Raw genomic sequence first — 22,543 nt, 5'->3', positions numbered from 1 at the left:
CCCCACTGTTTGCCACGGCGCGCGGACCACGCCGGTCAGCGCCGATGGAACGGCGCATCGCGATCGAGCAACGCCGTGCGAATGGAATGTAGCGACGCCACCATGCGCCCCACTTCGCGCCCGTGGCCATGCGCAACACCCATCCCAAGGCTTTGTTGCGCCGCTTCGAGCGCCGACACCACTGCCCCAAGCGCCTGAAGCCGATGCTGATCGGTTGGCGCGGTGAAGAGCAGCGAAACTGCTTGCCGGAAGGACTGCATGGCCGCGCGCCAGTGCCCTTGTTCATCGATGGAGACGCCTGACGCCGCTTCACGCAGATCGATAACCGCCTGGCCCACTTCGAGTGTCGCCAGCATCCATCGCAACGCGCGCCGATGTTCCCGCGACCGGTCGGCAAGCAAGCCACGCAACTGGTACATCAAGTCGTGCGTGCTTGCGTGAAAACGATGATTCAATCCAACGAGCCTGCCGTGGCATGCGCGCGCCACCTGAGCCCGCAGCTCGCGTTGAGTTCTTTCAACCAGCCATGCGGCATTGGGCGGACATACGAGCGCGAAGCAGAGCGACGCGGCCAGCAACGCGAGGACCACTGCAACGCCGTTATTCATCAATGTCTCCGGGGCATAGCTCGTGACATTGTCCGGCCCCGCGAGCAAGCAAAAGAACACGAGAAACCCCGTCCCAAAGCCGCCACCATGCCGATGCGACGCCACATAAGCGCCCAGCACCACGACTGGCGCGAGGACTGCGCACAGCAACGCGAAGCCGTCGATGGCGGGATATACATAACGTGTCAGCCCGCAGCCGACGACCACGGCAAGTGCCGCACCGGCAGCCATTTGCAGCGCGAGCCGGGACGGCCGTGCCGAGGTCGCGCACAAACCGCAGGCCAGCGTGGCCGCAATCACGGCCATGCCCCCGCTGGGCCATGCTGTTGCAATCCAGAAGCTGCCGATCAGCGCGACCGTCGTTGCGGTCCGCACGAACGAGGCAAGCACGACACTGAGATGCGTGCGCGCCACGTGCGGATAGGTTACGCGATCAGGAAGCGCGAGCGGTTCGTCGTGTTTCCAGGCGGCATGCGTGCGGGTGTACCGGGCGAAATCATCGACGAAACGAAACAGCAGTTCGATGGCGGTATCGAAATCGGGCAGCAGTGCGGGAGCGTCTGATTCCATCCGTGCGCGTGCGGTGCGGATGGTCTCCTGCATACCGGCCCGGAAGCGCTGCAAGGCCCCGGTGAACTCCGCTTCGTGGTTAAGGCTGTCATGCGTTCGTAAGAGAATCGAAAGTGTATCGAGATGCGTAGAGATGACGGTGACCAGTGCGGCGCCATCGTTCACCAACATGCGCCTGAGCAACTGATGCAACCCATGCAGGCGCGCGCAGGCATCGAGGAATTCGCTGTTGAGCCGCGCAAGACGACGGCTTTGTGCGCGCATGGCCGGCGTCTCATACGCGGCGTAACGAAGCTGGGCATCGAGGGCAATGGTTTCATCGACCCACGCGCCAAAGCGCTGCTCGAACGCTCCTCGCCCAACGCTGCGGCCGAGCACGTTTGCCGCGAAAGCTTTAAAATCCTCATCCCGCCGACGCAAACCCGCCGCGAATACGGTGCTCGCGCGCAAGGGCATCATGAGCGCGCTGATCGTGCCTGAACACAATATGCCGAGCGTGACTTCGGCTGTGCGGTTCAACGAGGCGAGCAACAAACCGTTCGGATCGTCCACGGCCGGTATGCCGATCAGCGCCGCCGTGTACCCTGCCAGCACGAAGCCGTACCACCTAAAGTGACGATACCTCACAGCCAGCGCCGTACAGACGGCAACCCATCCAGTCAGACCGGCCATGTAGGCCTCTGGCTGCTGCACAAACACCCCTCCGAGCACCAGCGCCGCGACCGCACCCAGCAGCGTGCCGAACAACCGGTAGACGCTTTTTGCGAGCACCATGCCCGCCAGCGGTTGCATGAGCACGACGGCGGTGGTCATCGCAACACGAGGCTGCGGCAACTGAAGCAGCATCGCGAGGCCCATCGCGCTCGCGACGGCCATGAATGTTTTCAGCAGATGCAGCCAGCTGGGCGCAGCGGTCGCGAGCCAGTCGCGGGCGGCATCTTTCACCCGATCCAACGCGCTCTCGGGCACCTCTTCGTCGTTCATGAACCAGCACGTTTCCTTGGGCCAGCGTTAGGCGCGGGCAGCTCGGGCGTGCTTCATGCCATCACGCGAGCCGCCATGCGAAGGTGCCGATTGTATGGAGCCGGCGTCGCCGGATTAAGCCGCTGCGCCACAACCCGCTTCTCTGGATTTCGCAACAATGTCTGCGTGCCGCAGGCAGACAATTCGGCCCTCTTCGCCAACACAAGGTTCTGATGGATACGCTACAAAACATGCGCGTCTTTGCGCGCGTGGTCGAATCGGGCAGCTTCACGGCAGCCGCGCTTAGCATGAATTCAAGCACCGGCGCGATGTCACGCGCCGTCTCAGAACTTGAAGAGCATCTGCGCACTCGCCTCATGACGCGCTCCACCCGCAAGCTCTCGCTCACGACAGCGGGCGAGCGTTATCTGAAACGATGCCTGCAGATCCTTGCGGACATAGACGGTGCTGAAGAAGAGGCAAGCTGCGCGCACGAACATCCGTCCGGGACGTTGCGCATGTTCAGCTTCGCGAGCATCGGACAGCATTACGTGCTGCCGGCGATTGCGCAGTATCGGCGGCAATATCCGGACGTCTCGGTCGACCTGACGCTGTCGCAACGCATGCCTGATTTGTTCGAGGGAACCAGCGACGTGGCGATCATCTCGGCGGCGTCGCTGCCCGACTCCGAGATGGTTTCGCAGCCGCTCGGCGCCACCTTCAGCATCTTGTGCGCATCGCCTGAGTATGTACGTTTGCAGGGTATGCCCGAGCGGCCCGCTGATCTCGCGCAGCATCAGTGCCTGACGCTGCATACGCCTGCATTTCCGGCCAATGAATGGACACTCGACGGTCCCGACGGCGTTCAGACGATGAACATAAGCGGCCCGGTGCAAGTGAATATCGCAGAGTCGCTCGCGGTGGCGATTCGCGAAGGTCTTGGCATCGGCATGCTGCCGCTGTATGCCGCCGTAGAGGGCTTGCGCAACGGCTCGCTGGTCCGCATCCTGGACCAGCACATTTTGCAGAAGACGAATATCTATGCGCTTTACGCGTCACGCCGCTTCGTCGATGCAAAGACGCGAACGTGGATTGATTTCCTGCGCACTTACCTGCCCGCCATGATCGCGCGCGATGAAGCGGTTCTCGCGCATGTCGCCAGCACCAAGTCAGTCAAGGCCGACGAAACTTTCCCACCCGATTTCATAACAATGCCTTCCGGGGAGATGTCTTAATCTTAACGGTGTGCTTACCTAGACTTGAGTCACCGGTTGCGAACAAGATTGCTCGCACCGGACCAAGACCTAAACGAGAGGTAAGTCATCATGAAGTCCCTGATTCAAGCCGTTATTGCTGTTGCCGTGCTTTCCTCACCTGTTGCATCGTTCGCTCAGTCGAACGCGCCGGTTACCCGTGCGCAAGTTCGCGCGGAACTGAACCAGCTTGCACAAGCCGGGTATCACGCGGGTGATGGCGATAACACGCGTTATCCCGAGGACATCCAGGCTGCGGAAGCACGCATTGCCGTTCAACACAGCGCGGCGACCGGCGCAGCAACCAGCTATGGCGGCAGCGCCAACGGCACATCGGCTTCGGGTCGCCCCGGCGTATCGGCCGCTGACTGGAACGCGATGTACACCCGTTAAGATGGACACCCGTTAATCAAGTCAGCCGCTGGTTTCCGGCGAAAGCCCGAACTGATCGGGCGGTTCCCGCGCCCCGATGCGCGGGAACCGCCGTTGAATAAACTGCGGTCGTGATCGAACGCATCACGCCTCTGACTCAGCACTCGACACCTTGTTCCGGCCGGCCGCCTTCGCGTTGTATAAGGCCTCGTCCGCGGCTTTGATCACCGTCGTCAGATCGTCGTCCATTTGCGGTTCACGGCTCACCGCGCCAATACTGGCCGTCACGCATCCATACTCGCTGCCCGCGTGCTCGATATGGCATGCGCAAATAGCGGACCGGATCTTCTCCGCGATCAGCGAAGCGCCAAGCGCCGATGTATCGGGAAGCACGACAATAAACTCCTCTCCTCCATAGCGTGCAGCGCTGTCGGACGGACGCCGGATATTGTCGGCAATACAGCGTGCGACTGCCGCCAGGGTATCGTCGCCGGCCTGATGGCCGTAGGTGTCGTTGTAAGCCTTGAATCGATCGATATCGACGAACAGCAGCGACAGCACGCTCCGCGAGCGTTTCGCGCGACGCCACTCAAGTTCAAGTATCTCGCCAAGACTGCGGCGGTTGTTCAGTCCGGTCAGGCCGTCCGTTCTCGCGAGCAATTCCAGCGCCGACTCAGCCCGCATGCGCCGCCGCAATTGCATCCCGAGCAAAATGGAGAGCGCAATGAACGCCGCGCCGAAGACGGCCATCAGCGACCCGATCGTAAGAGCACGGCGCCGCCATGAAGCGTAGATATCCGTCTCGGACGCCGCCACCATGATGATGAGAGGCGCGTGCGGAAAATTGGCAAACCAATACAGGCGGCGATCGCCATCGATTGACGACTTTTCGATGAAGCTCCCCTCCGGCGCCAATAAAAACTGCTTGAACGTAGCGGCGTCCTTGATGTTTCGCCCGATAACACTGGGATCGTACGGCTGCCGCATCAGCATGGAGCCGTCGCTTCCGATCAGCGAAATCGATCCGCGCGGACCCAGCGACAAGCCGGCGAACAAGTCGTGAAAATACGCGATATTCACCGCCAGAAGCACGATCCCCGCAAATGATCCGTCCGGGTTGGAAAGCCGTCTGCTCAGGCCGATGCTTGGCGTGCCGTTGCGCAAGCGAGACAGGTACGGATCGCTTACATAGAGACCCGCATGGGGATTGTCGCGTTGAACCGTGAAATACGGCCGGTCGCTGAAATTACCCGCTCTTGGCGTGTCGCTGCCGGAGTCGATGACAACGTTGCCGAGCGTATCGATCACCAGCATGGAACCAAGATATTTCGCGCTGGCTGCGCGGTCGAAGAGTACTTCGCGGCGCATGTGCGGCGACAGGGCCATCACGTCCGCTTGTTGAAGCCCATCGACCACGGCTTGCAGCGACAGTTCGTAAAGTTCGAGATTGCGTTCTATATCGCGCTGTGCGATGACGGCGATATCGCGCAAAGTGTCGCGGGTATGTTCCAGCGCGTCCTGGCGACTCTGATACAGGACCACGCCGCACAGGCCCACCATGACAACTGCAATAAAAACGCCACACGAAGCGACAGCAACGGATGTCGACAGACCACGCTTGATGCGGCTCACGATGCCGACGCAGCTGGATTGCTCTGCTTTTGTCATTATGGTTACGGTCTTTCCTACTTGATAGAGGACACGGTTCTCGTCCCTGGTCCCGCCGGATCAGCTTCGATGCATCCGCGGATCTCACGCTCAACTAATGTCAGACCGACATCCCGCCGCCAAACCTCCATGCGAAGAACATCACTATCCGCTTCATACCTCGCGTCACTCTATCAGTACTACCGCTAACTACCGGCTCGGCGGTTCATTTGCCATGCCGTCATGCACACGCCATTATTGGCGGGCGGGTTTCCAACGGAGAACGCGCCACCCCACCGCTGTTTCCCGCGTTACGAATCATATTCCATCAACCCCGTACCCAGTGTTTTCGTGGAAAACCAGGCTCATAAGGAGGCGTCGATGTTCCAACCGCTATTTCAAGTCCATGAAGTGACGCAAGACACCAAAGAACTGGCAACGGCGCGCAAGATTGCGGCAATTGTCGCGGCGCTCACCTTTCCCACCATTGCACGTTCACAACTTGCTTACCACGCGCTGCCTGCTGATCTGGAAGCGAAGCTGGCTGGCTATCTCCAGGGGTTTTGCCAGCCGATCTGCGCGGCGTGGCAAATTGAAGACTCCGGTGTTCCGCTCGCAGCCGCCGGCCTTGTCATCGCCTTGATTTTTCCCGATAGCCCGGCATCGTTCACCCAATCGATCGACAGCGCGATCATGAGTTCGGAGGCTTTCAGCAAAGGCATGGAGGCAGGCCGCCGCGACGGCGAACTTTATCGTGCCACCGGACGTAAAGGCACCGGGCTATTGCAGATATTAGCGAGCGATTTCCGGGAGTTTTGCGACTATTCAAAAGTTGCCGCGGACGTGTCTGCGTAAGACTGCTTGACCCTTCGCGTTTATCGCGGATTGCATCGGCATCGGATTGGCGCCGGATTTGCAATCGGGGGGGAATCGAAGCAGAAAAACGCTTCGATGGACGAGTGTTGTCCGCCGTTTCGACATTGGGCCGCTAATCGCCGGCCAACCGGTTTTGGGGTTCAACGCAGCGCGTTAGAAGATCCGGCGTTCACGGCGCACGGCGTGCGAAACACCATCCGCAAACGTGCAAGATTGGGCGCAAAAGCGCATGGCCCGCAACCGCTAACCCCGGAATCACGTGCAATCCGGCGTTGGTCACGGCGCGCTTATAATCTTGCGCGGCACCGGGCTGGGTGCAGCGTTCCGGCTACGCCACGGTTTGCTCCGAAGCAAACCCAGGGCGGACAGGTCAAGCCGCATTGTCAGGCACGTGGCTAGCCGGTTCAATCGCCTGTCCAGGACTGTCCCGAGATTAAACAAGATAAAACAGGCCGGCGCGGCATCGTTCGCGCCGGCAACCCCTCATCGACTGAAAGAGTGATCATGACCATTTCCATGTACAGCACGTCCGTCCCGGTTTTCAAGCAGATGCTGACCGCCCTGTCCGACGTGCTCAAGAAAGCAGAAACACACGCCGCCGAAAAGAACATCGACCCGAACGCGCTGCTGCAAGCACGTTTGTTCCCGGACATGTTTCCGCTGGTGCGCCAGGTGCAGATCGCCGCTGACTTCACCAAAGGCGTGACCTCGCGCCTGGCCGGCGTGGAAGTGCCGTCGTGGCCCGATACCGAAGTCACGTTCGCCGATCTGCAAGCACTGGTGTCCAAGGCGCTGGCTTACATCGGCACGTTCAATGCCGAGCAATTCGAAGGTAGCGAAAACAAGGAAATCGTGCTGCGTCCGGGTACGCCGAAAGAGAAGAAGCTCGCCGGCAGCGCCTACCTGCAACACTACGGCCTGCCGCAATTCTTCTTCCACGTGACGACCGCATATGCAATCCTGCGCCATAACGGCGTGGATATCGGCAAGCGCGACTACATGGGCGCTTATTGATCGAGCTATTGATCGAGCGCATGGGCATCAGGCCGCAACGGGCTTTGACGCTGTCCGTTGCGGCCTGACTGACCGCCAATCGGCAATCGCCAATAGCGCTCGCGCAGACGCACGATCGTTCAGAGCTTGTCGATCTCCGGGGGCGCTTGGGCGAATAGTTGCGCGCATAACTCGCGGCCTGCTTCGCTCAACGCGGCCGTGGGCGTATTCGCGGCGGTTTCACGGGTGGTATCCGGATCGGCCGGGTCAAGCAATGCCGCGTCGGACAGCGCGGTCAAGTGACGTCTCAGGCTGCTCATCGGCACGCCCGATTGCTTCGATAACTTCGCCAGCGACCACGCCCGTCCGGGGGTCTCCTGCGCCGCCCGCCATAACTGCGCGAGAATCGCGATCAGCGCCGGGTCGATCTCATCGTCCATATTCTTAACCCCCGATTTTTTCGCGCGCCATGCCGGCAACCAGTTCGCCCAGCGTCTTCACCGCCGCTTCCGTTTGCGCGTTCCAGGGGTAACTGTAGTTGAGCCGGATGAAATGACGGAAGGCATCGCGCGATGAAAACATGGTGCCGGGTCCGATCGTGATCCCGAGCGCGAGCGCTGTTTCATAGAGTTGCATCGAGTCGACATTGCCGGGTAACTGAACCCACAACACGTAGCCGCCCATGGGCGTTGACGTGTGCGTGCCGGCGGGAAAGAAGCGCGTGACCATTGCGATCATGAGGCGTGCCTGCTGCCGATACACCTTGCGCACATGCCGCAGATGACGGTCATAACCTCCCTGCCGGAGGTAGTCAGCCACCGCAACCTGCGGCACCGAAGGGGTAGTCAGCGTGTTCAGGAACTTGAGCTTTTCCACCTCGCGGCGGTAGCGCCCGGGCATCGCCCAGCCGATCCGGTAAGACGCCGTCAGGCTCTTCGAAAACGACGCGCAATGCAGCACCAGGCCCTTTTTATCGAAGTTCTTAAGCGCGGACGGACGGGCTTCACCGTAGTACAGCTCCTGATACACATCGTTCTCGATCGCCGGTATTTCATGGGCGGCGAGCAGGCCGACAAGCCGCTCTTTGTTCGCATCCGACATCACGAAGCCCAGGGGATTCTGGAAGTTCGGCATGACCATGCACGCGGCGATCCGGTGTTCGCGGATGATGATCGCGAGTGCGTCGATGTCGATACCTTCGGCCGGATGCGTCGGCACTTCGATCGCCCGCATGCCGAGGCGCTCGATTGCGTGGAGCATCGCGTAATAAGTCGGCGATTCGACCGCGACGGTGTCGCCCGGTTTGGCTACCGCCTGCAGACTCAGGTTGATCGCCTCGGTGGCGCCGACGGTAATGACGATCTCGTCGGGATCAACGGGCACGCCGTTCTCCGCGTAACGCCGCGCGATCTGGCGGATCAGTTCGGGGTTGCCCGGCGGTAGGTCGTCCATCAGGTTCCAGCTTGAATGCCGCCGCGCAATGGCGTTCGCCAACTGGTTGATACGGCGCCAGGGAAACAGCGACGGATCCGGATAAGGCGACCCCAGCGGCGTGGCGTCCTGCGAGCGGATAGAGCGAAGCGTGGACAAGACCAGGCGGCTGACATCGACTTTCGATGCAACCGGCGGTGGCTGCGAGGCGGCCTGACTGACCGCTTGCGGCGCAGGCAGTTCGCGCACGAAGTAGCCCGACTGCGGCCGGGTTTCCAGGACACCCCGGCTTTCCAGAAGCGCGTAGGCATGCAGGACCGTCTTGATGCTGACGCCATGCTGGGCGCTTGCCTGACGCACCGACGGCACACGCTCGCCCACGGCGAACACGCCGCGTCGTACGGCTTCCTCGATCTCGGCCGCCAGTTTTTCGTAGAGCGTCACGGTAGGTGAATGAGCAAAAGGGGTTGGCCGAGCCCGGCAAACCCCAAACTGTACTCCTCGTTTATCTATTTTTCTGTATACCGCGTCATTTTCGGAACACAGTAGTCTCGGATCATTGGTGAAAACCCTCATGAATCCGCGGCAGGCATTGTGAAAAAACCCGAACCTCGCATTGAACCGTACACCCACCCCGCAGCCGGCTGGGGCGCGCTCAAGTACGTCGCCCTCAATCTCCTCAAGGAGAAGGTCTCGGGCGGAAATTACCGCACGCTGTTCGGTCAGAACCAGCCAGACGGCTTCGATTGCCCCGGCTGCGCGTGGCCCGATCGCGAACATGCGTCCACGTTCGAATTCTGCGAAAACGGCGTGAAAGCCGTGGCGGCCGAGTCCACCAGCAAGCGCGTCACGCCCGCATTCTTCGAAGAACATACCGTCGAACAGTTGATGGCGCAGTCGGATTACGAGCTTGAACAGCATGGCCGCCTGACCGATCCGCTTGTCTACGACGCAGCCCGTGACCGCTACGTGCCCATTGCGTGGGATGACGCGTTCGCATTGATCGCGGACCACCTGAATCGCCTCGATAACCCCGATCGCGCCGCGTTCTATACCTCGGGCCGCGCGAGCAACGAAGCCGCGTTCCTGTATCAGCTATTCGTGCGTATGTACGGCACCAACAACTTCCCCGACTGCTCGAACATGTGCCACGAAGCGACGAGCCGGGGTCTGCCGGGAACCGTCGGCGTAGGCAAGGGAACCGTGACGCTCGAGGATTTCGAACACGCGGATACCCTGCTGCTCTTCGGCCAGAATCCGGCGACGAACCATCCGCGGATGCTGGGAGAACTGCGCGAGTGCGCAAAACGCGGCGCCACGATCGTCTCGATCAACCCGCTGCGTGAACGCGGTCTCGAACGCTTCGCGAGTCCGCAGCATCCGGTCGAGATGCTCACGGGCGGCAGCACGAAAATCAGTTCGGTGTTTATCCGGCCGAAAATTGGCGGGGATTTTGCGTTGATCAAAGGCGTGGCGAAACGCGTGATCGAACTGGACGATGCAGCGCTCGAGCAAGGCTTGCCGCGCGTGCTCGATATTGCGTTCATCGCCGAGCATACGGTCGGTTTCGACGCCTTCGCCGAAGACCTGCGTGCTGAAAGCTGGGATGCGATCGTGGCGGAATCGGGCGTGCCGAAAGATGAAGTCCTGCAACTCGCCGATATCTACGCACGCGGGCGCGCCGTCATCTCGACGTGGGGCATGGGTCTTACGCAGCACAAGAATTCGGTGCCAACCGTGCAGCTTCTCTCGAATCTGATGTTGATGCGCGGGAACATCGGCCGGCTGGGTGCGGGACTGTGCCCGGTGCGCGGGCATTCGAATGTGCAGGGCGACCGCACGGTTGGAATCGAAGAGCAGCCGACGCAAGCGTTCCTCGACCGGCTCGGCGCCGCGTACGACTTCGAGCCGCCGCGCGAACATGGCTACGACGTCGTGCGTTCAATCGAAGCAATGCTCGCCGGCAAGCTGAAGGTGTTTATCGGGCTGGGTGGCAATTTTTCGATCGCGACGCCTGATACGCCGCGCGTATGGGAAGCCATGCGCTCATGCGACCTGACCGTGCATATCACGACCAAGCTGAACCGCAGCCACCTGATTCATGGCCGCGATGCGCTGATCCTGCCGACGCTCGGCCGCACGGAAATCGACATGCAGAACGGCGTGGCGCAAGGCGTGAGCGTGGAAGACTCCATGAGCATGGTGCACATTTCGTATGGCATGAACCGGCCGGCTTCGCCGAACCTGTTGTCGGAGATTGCGATCGTCGCGCGCATGGCGCTGGCCACGCTCGGCAGCGCCAAGGTTGACTGGCTCGCGCACGCGAACGACTATGCGCTGATTCGCGACGGCATCGAGAAAGTGATCCCTGGCTTTGAGAATTACAACGAGCGGCTCAAGCATCCGGGAGGATTTCATCTGGGTGTGGCATCGCGCGAGCGCGTATGGAATACGCCGAGCGGCAAGGCACAATTCCTCGTGCACAGCATTGAATTCGATACCCCGATTCATCGTGCGCGGATGGTTCATGGCGAGCGGTTGATGACACTCATGACCACCCGTTCACACGATCAGTACAACACGACAATCTATGGTCTCGATGACCGTTATCGTGGTGTGTACGGCCAGCGGCGCGTGTTGTTCGCCAATCAGTTGGACATTGAAATGTTGGGGTTCGAAGCAGGTCAACGGGTGGATATCACAAGCGTATGGGACGATGGTGTCGAGCGGCGCGCGGATAGTTTCCTGCTGGTCGCTTATGACATTCCGCGCGGTTGCCTCGGCGCGTATTACCCGGAAACGAATCCGCTCGTGCCGCTGTCGAGTGTTGCCGATGGGGCGGGGACGCCTACGTCGAAGTCCATTCCTGTGTTGTTGTGTGCTTCTTCCGAGAAGCAACTCGAAGCGGCTTGATGCCGGAGCGCGTTGCCCTTTCGCGGGTACCGCGCGCACCTTGATCATGTCGTAAAGGGCCTGCGTCGGATACGCGCCTTTTTGCACGGCGAGCCGCGGCACCCCCGCCGCGGCAATACGCTCGGCCACCAGCCCGACCGCCGTCGAACTCCACTTCACTTCTACAACGACTGCAAGCCAAGCCCATTCGCACCTCGGCGACGGCAACAAACGCCCTGAACGCCGATTTTCATAAGAAAAATGAACCCATTAGAATAATAAATTCCTTTTACGCAGGACATCTGCGGTGCGCAAACTAGCGGCCCATACCCTTCCCGCAGAGAAAACCACCCTATCTACGCAAGACGAATCCCCCGTTGCAAATGCTGCGCACCTCTCAGACAGCGTGCGACGACGGAGAGGACATCGGCTTGCAAACCTTACACGACCACTAATGGTTTTATAACCGGCAACGCATGTTCACCCGCGTTAGAACCTGCGACCGGTTGCACTCATGCTGTACCTTAGTCAAATCGAGTCGAAGCTTGAACATTGACGCCCGCGGTGTCCGGCTACTGAATGAAGCCCGTCGAAACCGCGCGGCACTGTCATCTATCTATCGAGGAATTACACAGTGAGCTGGTCTGCCAAGCAATATGTAACCTTTGAAAACGAGCGTAATCGTCCCATACGCGACCTGCTCGCTGCTGTTCCGGACATCGATGCGCGCACTGTCGTGGACATAGGATGTGGTCCCGGCAATTCGACCGAAGCGCTCATAGCGCGCTTTCCCAACGCTACGGCAAGCGGATTCGACAGTTCACCGGACATGATCGAAGCAGCCGCCAAGCGGCTGCCGCAAGTTCACTTCGAGATCGCCGATATCAAGGCATGGAATGCCCCCGGTCCGTTCGATGTGATCCTCGCGAACGCAGTGCTGCAGTGGTTGCCCGATCACGCCAGCTTGTTTCCCGCGCTCGTCGCGAAGCTTTCACCTGGCGGCAGTCTCGCGGTTCAGATGCCGGACAATCTCGAGGAGCCGGCACATCAGCTGATGCGTGAGATTGCGGCCGACGGCCCCTGGGCCGGCAAGCTCTCGGAGGTTGCAAAGGCCCGGACGCCGATGGCCAGTCCGGCGTGGTATTTCGAACTGCTTCGTTCTTGCGGCGCGAAACCGGATGTCTGGCGGACTACTTACCATCATGCGCTGGCGGGTGGCGCAGACGCGGTCGTCGAGTGGTTCAAGGGAAGCGGTCTGCGGCCGTTTCTGGAACCGCTTACTGAAGATGAACGGCTGGCGTTTCTGGAGCGTTACAAGACAGCGGTTGGGCTGGCTTATCCCGCGTTAGCGGACGGGACGGTTCTGCTGCCGTTCCCCCGATTGTTCGTGATCGCCGTGCGCTAGGCCTGGAACTGGAATTGACCGTCGTTCGCATCGGCGAACCCGGTAAATCGCTCATGGAACCACACCTCGAAACCCTCGCGCGAGCCATTTCGAAAATCGTATATACTGTTTATACCTTTACTCAACTGGAGATTTCATGCCCGGACCCGCTACGAAGGCCCCTAGCAAGAAGGCTTTTCATTTTCCCAAGACGACGGAAACGGCTGCTGCCGAACCGGCAGCAAGCAAACGCAAGTCAACCGCCAAAGCAGCGGTCGAGGTAGCAAAAGAACCCCAGGGTAAGGCCGCGCAAGCGCCTGCTAAAACGAAAGTCAAAGCGGCGCCTGTCGAGTCCGCTGCATCCGAAGAAAAAATCAAACGGCCGAAAAAAGAGAAGGTCGTGCGTGACAGCTTTACGATGCCCAAGTCCGATTACGACAAAATTGGCCTGTTGAAGCAAAAATGCCTCGCCAACGGCGTGCACGTCAAAAAAGGCGAGCTCTTGCGGGCGGGTTTGCTCATACTTGAGCGCGCTAACATCGAGCAACTCACTGCGGCTGTTGCCGCTGTCGAGACAGTCAAAACAGGAAGGCCAGGCAAGTCCTGAGCGTACCAGGCGTCCTGAGGCGGCCACTCTGTTTCCGGCCGCTTCAGGACGCATCGAAAAACAGGCCGTGGGCATGAGACCATTAAGCGTAGCCTCCGCAAGCTTTGCGGAGTTCGATGACCTCAATGCCATCCTCGCGGCCGGCAGCGCACGCTTTGAATCGCGCACAGTGGGCGAAGTACGCGCCGGCGCACACTCCTTCCCAATCCTTACTGCGGCTATCGGATCGAACGATCCCGAAGCGCCCGCCATTGGCTTTTTTGGCGGCGTACACGGCCTGGAGCGCATCGGTACGCAGTTGATCCTCGACTACATGCGCGCGCTGCTGCGGCGTCTCGAGTGGGACGAACTGCTGCACGAACAGTTACGCTCGGTGCGGCTCGTCTTCATGCCGATCGTGAATCCGGGGGGCATGTGGGCACAAACCCGCTCGAATCCGAACGGTGTCGACCTGATGCGCAATGCCCCTCAAAGCGCCGAAGGGCGGGTCCCCTTCCTTGCGGGCGGCCAGCGTATTGGTTCGTGGTTGCCGTGGTATCGCGGTCCGGTCCAGGGGTCTCTGGAACTCGAGAGCGCCGCGTTGCTCGACGTCGTGAAGCAGGAGCTCATGAGCCGCCCGCTCAGCCTTGCGCTCGACTGTCATTCAGGTTACGGCTGGGACGACAGCATCTGGTTCCCTTATGCGCGAACGAAGCAGCAAATGCCCCATCTCCCCGAGATGTATCAGCTCAAGACCATGTTCGAACAAGCCTATCCGCATCACGGCTACGCGTTCGAACCGCAAAGCCACCAATACCTGCTTCACGGCGATCTGTGGGACTGTGCCTACGACCAGACGCCCGCGCCCAATGTGTTTCTCCCGATGACCCTGGAACTGGGTTCATGGCGCTGGATCCGGAAAAACCCCAGCCAGATCTTCTCTCGCCTCGGCATGTTCAACCCGGTCAAGGCGCATCGGGTCGAACGGGTCTTGCGCCGTCACGCCAACTTCCTGGACTTCCTGACCCGCGCGGCGTTTGCATCGAATAGATGGCTCCCCAAGGGCGACGCGAGAAAACAGATTCTTGAGCGCGCCATTGAACACTGGCAGCGAAAATCCTCACGATGAGCACATGGATCTTGCTGCGCGGACTTACGCGCGAGGGTCGTCACTGGGGATCGTTTCCCGAGCAACTGCGTGTTGAAGCGGATTTCAGCGGCGATGCACACAGCATCACGCTGCTTGACCTGCCCGGGAACGGCCGCGAAAACGCGCTGAGCGCTCCACTCGATGTGGCCGAGATGGTGAAGTTCGTCCGCTCGCGTGCGGCCGATGCCGGGTTGTTGCCGCCGTATCGGCTGATTGCCATGTCGCTGGGCGGGATGGTCGCGACCGGCTGGGCGCAACGCCATCCGGAAGAGATCGAGCGGCTGGTGCTCATCAATACCAGCATGCGGCCGTTTAGCACCATGACCGAGCGCCTTCGACCCGAGGTCTGGCCCGCGCTCATGCGCGTCGCTGCTTCATGGGCGCGTCCCACGAAATGCGAAACGATTGTCCATGACCTGACGTGCAATCGGGTGGACACCCAGTCCGCCGATATCGCTGCGTGGGCCGCGATCAGGCAGAGCGCCGGAGTGAGCGCGGCGAACGGTCTGCGCCAGTTGTGGGCGGCGGCGCGCTTTCGTGCCGGCAATCATGCGCCCGCTTGCCCTACGCTGCTGCTTTCATCGAAGGCGGACCGGTTGGTCAATCCGGTCTGCTCCACGCGCATAGCGGCCCGTTGGGGAACAGCTCACGCCGTGCATGCGTGGGCTGGCCACGATCTGCCCCACGACGATCCGCTCTGGACCTGCAAGGCGATCGCCGACTGGCTGCGCAACTTGCAAAGTCTCGCAGATAAAACGCCGGTTGTGTCCGATAGGCGCGCCGATCCGTCAGAACCACCGGCTGCTCTCGCACGGAATCACGATTGCTCACGCTTTCGCTTTGCTATGGCGCTGTATCGCGCCTGCGAGATTCAGGTCATCAGGCATTCCATGCGTGGAAAGGCGCGGCCCATCACCGATAAAATCGTGAAACGCAGCACGCGGGATTCGCTACAGTGTTCGCCTGCGCATGGCGCTGGGGAGAATGTCCTTGCCGCGCTCATTCGACGCGTCGCTCATATCGACGCTTCATACAGGGGACAGATTTGAATTTGAATCAACAATCCATCAAAATCACCGTGGTTGGCGGTGGTGCTATCGGCGGTATCGTTGCAGCTCGTCTGGCGCGTGCCGGCGTCGCAGTGAACCTCCTGGCGCGCGGGCCGCATCTTGACGCCATACAAAGCAATGGCCTGACTGTCATGGAAGGCGACGACCGTTATGTGGTCGATGTCAACGCGACCGATCAACCCGGCTCGCTCGGGCCGCAGGACCTGCTGTTCATCTGCCTGAAAGGACCCGCGCTGATACAAGCCGCCAGTTCATTGGCGCCGCTCGTGAACGCGGGTACACATATTGTTTCGGCAATGAACGGGGTGCCCTGGTGGTTCCTGAACTCATTCGGTGGCCATCTTGAAGGGCAGCGCCTCGAATCGGTCGATCCGGCAGGTGTGGTGTCCACGGCCCTGTCGCCGTCGCAGGTCTCGGGCTGTGTCGTGCACCTTTCCTCTTCAATAGCCGGTCCCGGAGTGATTAAAAAGGGCAATGGCAACCAGCTTATTGTCGGACCCGCCGCTGCGGGCGTCACCGATCAGGCGGCCCGTGCTATCGAATTGCTCCGTCTCGCTCAATTCGACGTAACGGCGTCGACCCAGATTCGCAGCGATATCTGGGCCAAGCTGTGGGGCAACATGACCATGAACCCCATCAGCGCGATCACGCGCTCGACCGCCGACGTGATTCTCGACGACCCGTTGACGGCGCAGCTTGTTGTGTCGATCATGGAAGAAGCGCGGCGGATCGGCGAAGAGATCGGTATTGAACTGAACATGACAACACAGGCGCGCAACGCGCAAACACGCAAGCTCGGTGCGTTCAAGACGTCGATGCTGCAGGACGTGGAAGCGGGCCGTCAACTGGAGATCGAAGCGATCCTGGGTGCGCCGCATGAGCTGGCGGCGAAGGCTGGAATCCCGGTGCCGTTTCTCAGCATGCTGTATGGGCTCGCCGGTCAGTTGAATGCCAGTCTGGCCAGTAAGGCGAACGCGCCGACGCGCTAGGCATCTGCTCGCGTCATGGCATTCTCTTAGGTAAGCGCCAGACCGTAAGCCGAATGCAGCAGCTTCGTTCGTGTCGCTACTCCATCAAGAATGCCGGGGCATAACCGCAGGATCTCGCGCAGCAACACTTCCCAAGGAAGCTGGATAGTGTTGGTGGCCGCCACGTTGCAGGGCGGGACGTTTTTTTGTCGTATCAATGCGTTTCGGCAGGCGCTCGCGATGATCAGCGAGCGCCCGTGTTCTTGTCAGAAAATCTTGCCCGGATTCATGATGCCGTGAGGATCGAATACCTTTCGAATCTCGCGCATGAGCCGGATTTCCAGCGGGTCTTTATAGCGGCTGAAATACTCGCGCTTGAGTTGTCCGATGCCATGTTCCGCGCTGATGCTGCCGCCATAACGTGCCACTTCGTCCAGCACTTCTGCCGTCAATCCCTCTCCGTGAAGCTTGAAAAAATCGCGCGGCGCACCCGCCGGGCGCGAGAGATTGTAATGAAGATTGCCATCGCCGAAATGACCGAACACGATCAGGCGCACGCCAGCGTGATGCTTGTCGATGCGCTCGCCCGCCGAGGCAAGAAACGCCGGAATGGAAGCAATCGGCAGCGAGACGTCATGCTTCACATGGGGACCATCGGCGCGCTGCGCTTCGGAGATTTCCTCGCGAAGCCGCCACATGCTGTTCACCTGCGCAATTGATTCGGATACCGCAGCATCAATACATAACTCGCGTTCGAGCGCCTCGCCAATGACCGTTTCCACAAGCTCGCGCAACGCGGCTTCATCGACGGTATCGGCGAGTTCGATCAGCACGTAAGCCGGATGACGCTCGGCGAACGGCGCGCGCATGCCATCGACTTGTTCAAGCACCATGTCCAGGCATTCGGCGGTGAAGAATTCGAACGCCTGCATGCGCGGGCCGCCACGTTCGAACAAAAGTTCGAAAAGATCCAGCGCCTGCTGCGACGAATTCACGGCCGCCAGCACAACCACGCGCACGTCGTTGCGCGGATAGAGCCGCAATGCCGCGGCGGTAATGACGCCGAGCGTCCCTTCCGCGCCGATCATCAACTGCTTCAGGTCGTAACCGGTGTTGTCCTTGCGCAGCGTGCGCAGGCCGTGAAAGATCTCGCCGTTCGGCAGGACAGCTTCGAGTCCGAGCACCAGTTCCCGCGTCATGCCATAGCGCACGACATTGACGCCGCCCGCGTTCGTCGACAAATTGCCGCCCAACTGGCACGAGTCCTCGGCGGCGAGACTGAGCGGCAGCAGGCGGTGTTCGTCGGCTGCGACCCGCCGCAGGTTGCCGAGAATACAGCCGGCTTCCGCGACCATCGTGTTGCCGATCGTATCGATACTGCGAACAGCATGCATCCGGTCCAGGCTCAGGATCACGTTCACGGGACTGGCGTCGGGCGTGGCGCCGCCGCACAGGCCCGTGTTGCCGCCGCGCGGCACGACCGGGACGCGAGCGTCCGAGCAGAGCGCGAGGGCCGCGGCTACCTCTTCCGTGCCCGAGGGGCGCACGACCGCTTGTGCGTGGCCGGTGTACATGCCGCGCCAGTCCGACAGCCACGGTGCGATGTCGTCGGCGGCCGTGATAACGGCGTCGGGTCCGAGCTTGTCGATCAGACGTTGGGGGAAAGAGGAGTCGATCATTTATTCGTTCGTCAGTGGACTTGGGGTGGCGGCGCTGTTGAGTGCGTCACGTCCGCGGATCGTGAGGTTCAGGCGAGCGGCCGCGTTCTGCAAATGCGAGGTCGCCGCGATGCGCGCGGCCACAGGATCACCGGCGCGGATCGCGTCGAATACGCGCACGTGTTCGCGATGCACTTCATCGGGCAGACGCTGGCGCGCGAGCGAATGCGTACGAGCCGTCTGCACCGCCTGGCGGATCTGCAAGTTGAGGTACTGGAGCAGATCGACGTAGTAGCGGTTGTGGGTGGCATCGGCAATCGCGACGTGGAACGCAATGTCCAGCTCCACCGCGTGGTCCGGGGTGTAGAGGTTGTCGGCGAGCGATTTGAGAATGGCCGCCAGCGCGTCGATGTCGGCGTCAGTCCGCCGCACGGCAGCCAGCGCCGCTGCTGCGCCTTCCAGATCGAGCCGCAGCTCATAGACGTCAGCGAGGTCCGCCCGGTCCGCGCCGACCGCGTGAGGGACGCGGAAACCGCCCGTTTCCGTGCGAGCCTTCACCGTACAACCCGCGCCCTGCCGGCTGTCGATCAGCCCATTCGAGCGCAAGCGCTCCGTCACTTCGCGGATGACGGACTGGCTGACGCCGAAGCGCACCGCCAGATCCTTGCCGGACGGCAGCTTGGTGCCTACGGGGTAAATCCCATCGCGAATGTCGCCAGTCATTTGCTGGGCGACTTGCTGGGTCAGGGTCAGCGCTTTTGTCACGGGGCTCCGGGCTTCAGCCGTTTGTTTCAGGTTTTCCGGTTTGCATGTTATATGAAAACTTTTGGCGAGTGAATGGGGAAAGATTCTGACGTCGCCGAGGTGAGCCGGCTTCCGTTCGCACCCTGCCCCCTGACCGATATTAATTCGGCCTCAGGTACTCTCCCTCGCGACCACCTGAAACTCCACGCGCCGTTTCTCCGAAAGGCCTTCCAACCCGTTCTTGCGAGCAGCCGCCCCAGCCAATAACATCTCGCCCGCGATGCGCCCGATCGCGTAGGGATCGACCGCCACCGTCGAAATACTCGGATAGCAATATCGCGACACTTCGAAGTCTCCGAACCCGGCCACCGCCATCTGAATGGGAACCGAAATCCCGCGCCGGTGGCATTCCATCAGCGCGCCGAACGCCGACATATCGCTCACGCACATCACGGCGTCAGTATCCGGCCATGCATCCAGCAACCGCGAGAACGCCTCGCCGCCGTGGCTCATGGTCACGGGGGAAGCGCCATGCGCGATCACCCTCGCGTCACCGAGCCCGAACAAACGCAAGCCCTGCCGATACCCCGCTTGCCGGTCCAGGCCGCGACGGTCAAGCCCGGTCGCACCGCCGATAAACCCGATCCGACGATACCCCCGCCCATGAAGATGCCGCATCATTTCGCAAGCGGCATCGACATTGGAAAACCCCACCGCCTGCTGGATCGGCGTGCGCGGCACATCCCATGTTTCGACGACCGGAACCTTCGAACGCTTGAGCATCGCGCGGGTGGCAACGGTGTGAAACGATCCGGTCAACATCACGCCTTCCGGCCGGTGCGCGAGCATCACGCGCAGCAGTTGTTCTTCCTGCTTCGGGTCGTAGTCGGTGTCACCAAGAAGAAGTTGCAGGCCATGCGCGGTCACTGTCGCGTTCAGGCTGTGGACAGTGTCCGCGAAGTTCGAACTCGACATGGACGGCACCAGCGCCACGATGAACGGCGAACGCCCGGACGACAGCGTTCCCGCCGATGCATCCGGCACATAGCCCAGTTTCTTGATCACCGCGAGCACGCGCTCGCGCATGGCTACGGATACATCGCGGTCGGCCAGCACGCGCGACACCGTCATCTTCGACACACCGGCCTCGCGCGCGACATCCGCCATCGTCGGCATGAACTCTGACATTGACTCGCCTGGTCTCGTTGAATAACGCCCGATATCATACCGCGCGAACCGGCGCGGATTAAGCCGCGGGGCCGCCTGGATGCGCTAACTGCCCTTGCCCACGGCGTCGTTAAGCAAGGTCAGGTCGCGCTCGCGCGTCTCGGTAGAAAGGAACGTACCGACAAGCGTCAACACGCACAGCACCGCCATATACACGCCCATCACCCAGAACGCGCCGCCCGACAAACCAATCAGATAGACACCGAGCAACGGTGCAATGCCGCCTGATAAAACCGCGCCCAGTTCGCGGGCCAGCGCGACGCCCGAATAGCGATAGCGGTTGCCGAAGAGCTCGGTAAAGTGGGCGCACTGCGCACCCAGCATGCTGTTGGCGCCAAATGCCAGACCGCCCACCATCGAAACAGTGACCCAGACCGGATTGCCCGTGCTGATCATCCACCATGAAGGCACGGACCAGATCAGCAGGAAGATCGCGCCGCCACGATAAACCGTCAGGCGTCCGATCCGGTCTGACAGCGCACCGAACAGCGGCGTGGTGACAATACTGACGATGCTCGCAATCAACGCCCCAGTCGTACCGATCGCAGCGAGTTCGCCTCGCGGCACGCCAATCTTCGTTGCGACAAAACCGCCGAGGAACGCAATCACGATCGTGTTGTAGATAGTCGAACCGCCCTGCTCCGCAAAACGCATCAGCGTCGCCGCAAGCAAGGGACGGCGCGCCGTGGCTATCACGGTTTTCATCGGCGAGCGGATAACTTCGCGCGATGCTTCCAGCTTCGCGAACACCGGACTTTCACGCAGGCGCAGGCGAATCCAGATTGCAACGCCGATCAATACGACACTTCCGAGAAACGGCACGCGCCATCCCCATGAAAGCATGGCTTCGTCGCCGAGCAGCTTTTGCATGGCGCTGAACGTGAACGTTGCAAGCGCCAGCCCGGCGAACACGCCGACGAACGGCAACGCCGCGAAGAAGCCGCGCCGCTTGACAGGCGAAACTTCAGCCATCAGCGTCGAGGCGCCGGCCTGTTCCGCCCCCGCGCCGAAACCTTGCGCAAGCCGCAACAGCACCAGCAATACCGCGCCCCATGAACCGGCAGGCAAACAGCCGATCAGCGTAGTCGATGCACCCATGATGGCAATAGTCGCAAGCAGCACGAACTTGCGCCCTTTCCGGTCACCGATCGAACCAAAGAACAGGCCGCCGAACGGGCGCGCGAGGAAACCCGCGCCATAGGTCGCGAAGCTCGCCATCAAACCGGCGGTCGCGCCCAGCGATGGAAAAAAGATATGGCCGAACACAAGCGCGGACGCGAGGCCGTAAATCGCAAAGTCATAGTATTCAAGTGCACTTCCCACGGCACCCGTAAGCGTTGCCCGTTGCAACTGCCGGGCTGAAACGGGTGTGGACGCGATATCGGCATGCTCGTTGCCCGATGGCCTTGGATCGCCTGCGAGGGTTGACGGCTGAGAATTCACTTCTGTCTCCTGATTATTGGCTTACGCCTCTTTATGCATCTACGTTCTAAAGCCGCGCGGGTTCCGAACTGTCGCGCAGCAGATAAAAATTCGTAGTGTTCGCGCGGGCCTCGCGTTGGCTATGCCGCGTTTGTCATGACGTCGGCGGTACCCGCTCTGTCGTGTCTCTTTTATTCTGGACATCCCGGTATGCTTTTGATACTGTTACCGGTAACAAATGAAAACCAATTTAGCATGAGGAAACAACGTGCGCAAGCCGGATTTACGGGTGGTCGACCGGTATTCAGAAGATGACATGCGCCAATTGGAGCGACATGACGTCCGCCTGTTTTGTCAGGTTCACCCCAGCCGAACCAAGCAAGCATCGGCACGAAAATCTTCGAGTCCATTCGCACATGCGGCATGCTGCTCAACATCGCTCGCTGCAGCGTCAGCGACGAACCTGCGCTCTTGCAACATCTGTGCGACCATCGCTTCGGCGGCGCGGCACGCAATGTATTCTGGAATGGACCATCGATTGATCCGTGCTTCGCCGAGCTCGACAACGTCATGCTGCAACCGCACAGATCCAGCGCGACAGTAGAAACCCGTACGGCAATGGCCAGCCTCGTTCGAGACAATCTACAAGCGCTCTTCAACGGCGAACCGCTGCTCACCGAATACACGCAATACACTCGATACACTCAATACACCCGCTAAGCCGCCCAG

The 22,543-nt window shown here is 60.7% G+C and carries 19 protein-coding genes; 11 read left to right on the top strand and 8 right to left on the bottom strand.

The annotated features are described in order from the left end of the window. Nucleotides 1–35: 35 nt before the first annotated feature. Nucleotides 36–2,162 carry an FUSC family protein gene (locus ACSQ8V_RS33915; RefSeq protein ID WP_436208739.1) on the bottom strand — a complete coding sequence of 709 codons (2,127 nt, stop codon included), beginning with the start codon at nt 2,160–2,162 and terminating at the stop codon, nt 36–38. Nucleotides 2,163–2,374: 212 nt separating this feature from the next. Here ACSQ8V_RS33915 and ACSQ8V_RS33910 point away from each other — a divergent pair, with 212 nt between their 5' ends. Further along, complete coding sequence (locus ACSQ8V_RS33910; RefSeq protein WP_436208738.1) at nt 2,375–3,376, top strand: LysR family transcriptional regulator; 1,002 nt, start codon at nt 2,375–2,377, stop codon at nt 3,374–3,376. 90 nt (nt 3,377–3,466) lie between these two features. Further along, nucleotides 3,467–3,787 carry a DUF4148 domain-containing protein gene (locus ACSQ8V_RS33905; protein WP_436208737.1) on the top strand — a complete coding sequence of 107 codons (321 nt, stop codon included), beginning with the start codon at nt 3,467–3,469 and terminating at the stop codon, nt 3,785–3,787. Nucleotides 3,788–3,910: 123 nt separating this feature from the next. Here the strand turns inward: ACSQ8V_RS33905 and ACSQ8V_RS33900 are convergent, their stop codons facing one another. Next, the gene (locus ACSQ8V_RS33900; protein ID WP_213766015.1) at nt 3,911–5,434 is read right to left on the bottom strand and encodes a sensor domain-containing diguanylate cyclase; all 1,524 of its coding nucleotides are present in this window, start codon (nt 5,432–5,434) and stop codon (nt 3,911–3,913) included. 360 nt (nt 5,435–5,794) lie between these two features. Here ACSQ8V_RS33900 and ACSQ8V_RS33895 point away from each other — a divergent pair, with 360 nt between their 5' ends. Further along, nucleotides 5,795–6,268, top strand: a complete 474-nt coding sequence (locus tag ACSQ8V_RS33895; protein ID WP_436208736.1) for a hypothetical protein — start codon at nt 5,795–5,797, stop codon at nt 6,266–6,268. Between the two features lie 525 nt (nt 6,269–6,793). Next, nucleotides 6,794–7,303, top strand: coding sequence for a DUF1993 domain-containing protein (locus ACSQ8V_RS33890; protein WP_213766013.1), 510 nt, complete (start codon nt 6,794–6,796; stop codon nt 7,301–7,303). 119 nt (nt 7,304–7,422) lie between these two features. Here the strand turns inward: ACSQ8V_RS33890 and ACSQ8V_RS33885 are convergent, their stop codons facing one another. Together ACSQ8V_RS33885 and ACSQ8V_RS33880 are read right to left on the bottom strand one after the other, a co-directional pair. After that, nucleotides 7,423–7,722, bottom strand: coding sequence for an ArsR family transcriptional regulator (locus ACSQ8V_RS33885; RefSeq protein WP_436208735.1), 300 nt, complete (start codon nt 7,720–7,722; stop codon nt 7,423–7,425). Nucleotides 7,723–7,726: 4 nt separating this feature from the next. Next, nucleotides 7,727–9,157 (bottom strand): PLP-dependent aminotransferase family protein, encoded by a 1,431-nt coding sequence (locus ACSQ8V_RS33880; protein ID WP_436208734.1) that lies wholly within the window; start codon nt 9,155–9,157, stop codon nt 7,727–7,729. 150 nt (nt 9,158–9,307) lie between these two features. Here ACSQ8V_RS33880 and ACSQ8V_RS33875 point away from each other — a divergent pair, with 150 nt between their 5' ends. From ACSQ8V_RS33875 to ACSQ8V_RS33850, 6 genes are all read left to right on the top strand, one after another. Further along, nucleotides 9,308–11,626: an FdhF/YdeP family oxidoreductase gene (locus ACSQ8V_RS33875; protein WP_436208733.1), complete on the top strand. Its 2,319-nt coding sequence runs from the start codon at nt 9,308–9,310 to the stop codon at nt 11,624–11,626. 613 nt (nt 11,627–12,239) lie between these two features. Continuing rightward, nucleotides 12,240–13,010: a trans-aconitate 2-methyltransferase gene (gene tam / locus ACSQ8V_RS33870; protein WP_436208732.1), complete on the top strand. Its 771-nt coding sequence runs from the start codon at nt 12,240–12,242 to the stop codon at nt 13,008–13,010. A gap of 136 nt (nt 13,011–13,146) precedes the next feature. Next, entirely contained in the window at nt 13,147–13,596 is a 450-nt protein-coding gene (locus ACSQ8V_RS33865; RefSeq protein ID WP_436208731.1) for a hypothetical protein, read from the top strand. Between the two features lie 73 nt (nt 13,597–13,669). Then, nucleotides 13,670–14,704, top strand: coding sequence for a M14 family zinc carboxypeptidase (locus ACSQ8V_RS33860; protein ID WP_436186101.1), 1,035 nt, complete (start codon nt 13,670–13,672; stop codon nt 14,702–14,704). Continuing rightward, on the top strand, nt 14,701–15,774 hold the full coding sequence (locus ACSQ8V_RS33855) for an alpha/beta fold hydrolase (protein WP_436208730.1): 1,074 nt from the start codon (nt 14,701–14,703) through the stop codon (nt 15,772–15,774). Before ACSQ8V_RS33860 ends, ACSQ8V_RS33855 begins: the two co-directional genes overlap by 4 nt. Nucleotides 15,775–15,776: 2 nt before the next feature. Beyond that, nucleotides 15,777–16,784: a ketopantoate reductase family protein gene (locus ACSQ8V_RS33850; RefSeq protein ID WP_436208729.1), complete on the top strand. Its 1,008-nt coding sequence runs from the start codon at nt 15,777–15,779 to the stop codon at nt 16,782–16,784. A gap of 245 nt (nt 16,785–17,029) precedes the next feature. On the opposite strand, the gene ACSQ8V_RS33845 is transcribed toward ACSQ8V_RS33850, so the two are convergent. The 4 genes from ACSQ8V_RS33845 to ACSQ8V_RS33830 all read right to left on the bottom strand — a co-directional run bounded on the left by ACSQ8V_RS33845 (nt 17,030) and on the right by ACSQ8V_RS33830 (nt 21,835). Next, nucleotides 17,030–18,442, bottom strand: a complete 1,413-nt coding sequence (locus tag ACSQ8V_RS33845) for an FAD-binding oxidoreductase (RefSeq protein WP_436208728.1) — start codon at nt 18,440–18,442, stop codon at nt 17,030–17,032. After that, the gene (locus ACSQ8V_RS33840; RefSeq protein WP_346730554.1) at nt 18,443–19,186 is read right to left on the bottom strand and encodes a FadR/GntR family transcriptional regulator; all 744 of its coding nucleotides are present in this window, start codon (nt 19,184–19,186) and stop codon (nt 18,443–18,445) included. A 150-nt stretch (nt 19,187–19,336) separates the two neighbouring features. Next, a complete protein-coding gene (locus tag ACSQ8V_RS33835) occupies nt 19,337–20,332 on the bottom strand; it encodes a LacI family DNA-binding transcriptional regulator (protein WP_436209242.1) in 996 nt (331 codons plus the stop codon). A 105-nt stretch (nt 20,333–20,437) separates the two neighbouring features. Next, a complete protein-coding gene (locus ACSQ8V_RS33830; protein WP_436208727.1) occupies nt 20,438–21,835 on the bottom strand; it encodes an MFS transporter in 1,398 nt (465 codons plus the stop codon). Between the two features lie 330 nt (nt 21,836–22,165). On the opposite strand from ACSQ8V_RS33830, the gene ACSQ8V_RS33825 reads away from it, so the two are divergent. After that, nucleotides 22,166–22,534 (top strand): NAD(P)-dependent oxidoreductase, encoded by a 369-nt coding sequence (locus ACSQ8V_RS33825; RefSeq protein WP_436208726.1) that lies wholly within the window; start codon nt 22,166–22,168, stop codon nt 22,532–22,534. Nucleotides 22,535–22,543 lie beyond the last annotated feature (9 nt).

This window comes from Caballeronia sp. LjRoot31 (genome assembly GCF_964253885.1).
Lineage (GTDB): Bacteria > Pseudomonadota > Gammaproteobacteria > Burkholderiales > Burkholderiaceae > Caballeronia.
This window is presented reverse-complemented; position numbering and strand designations above follow the sequence as displayed.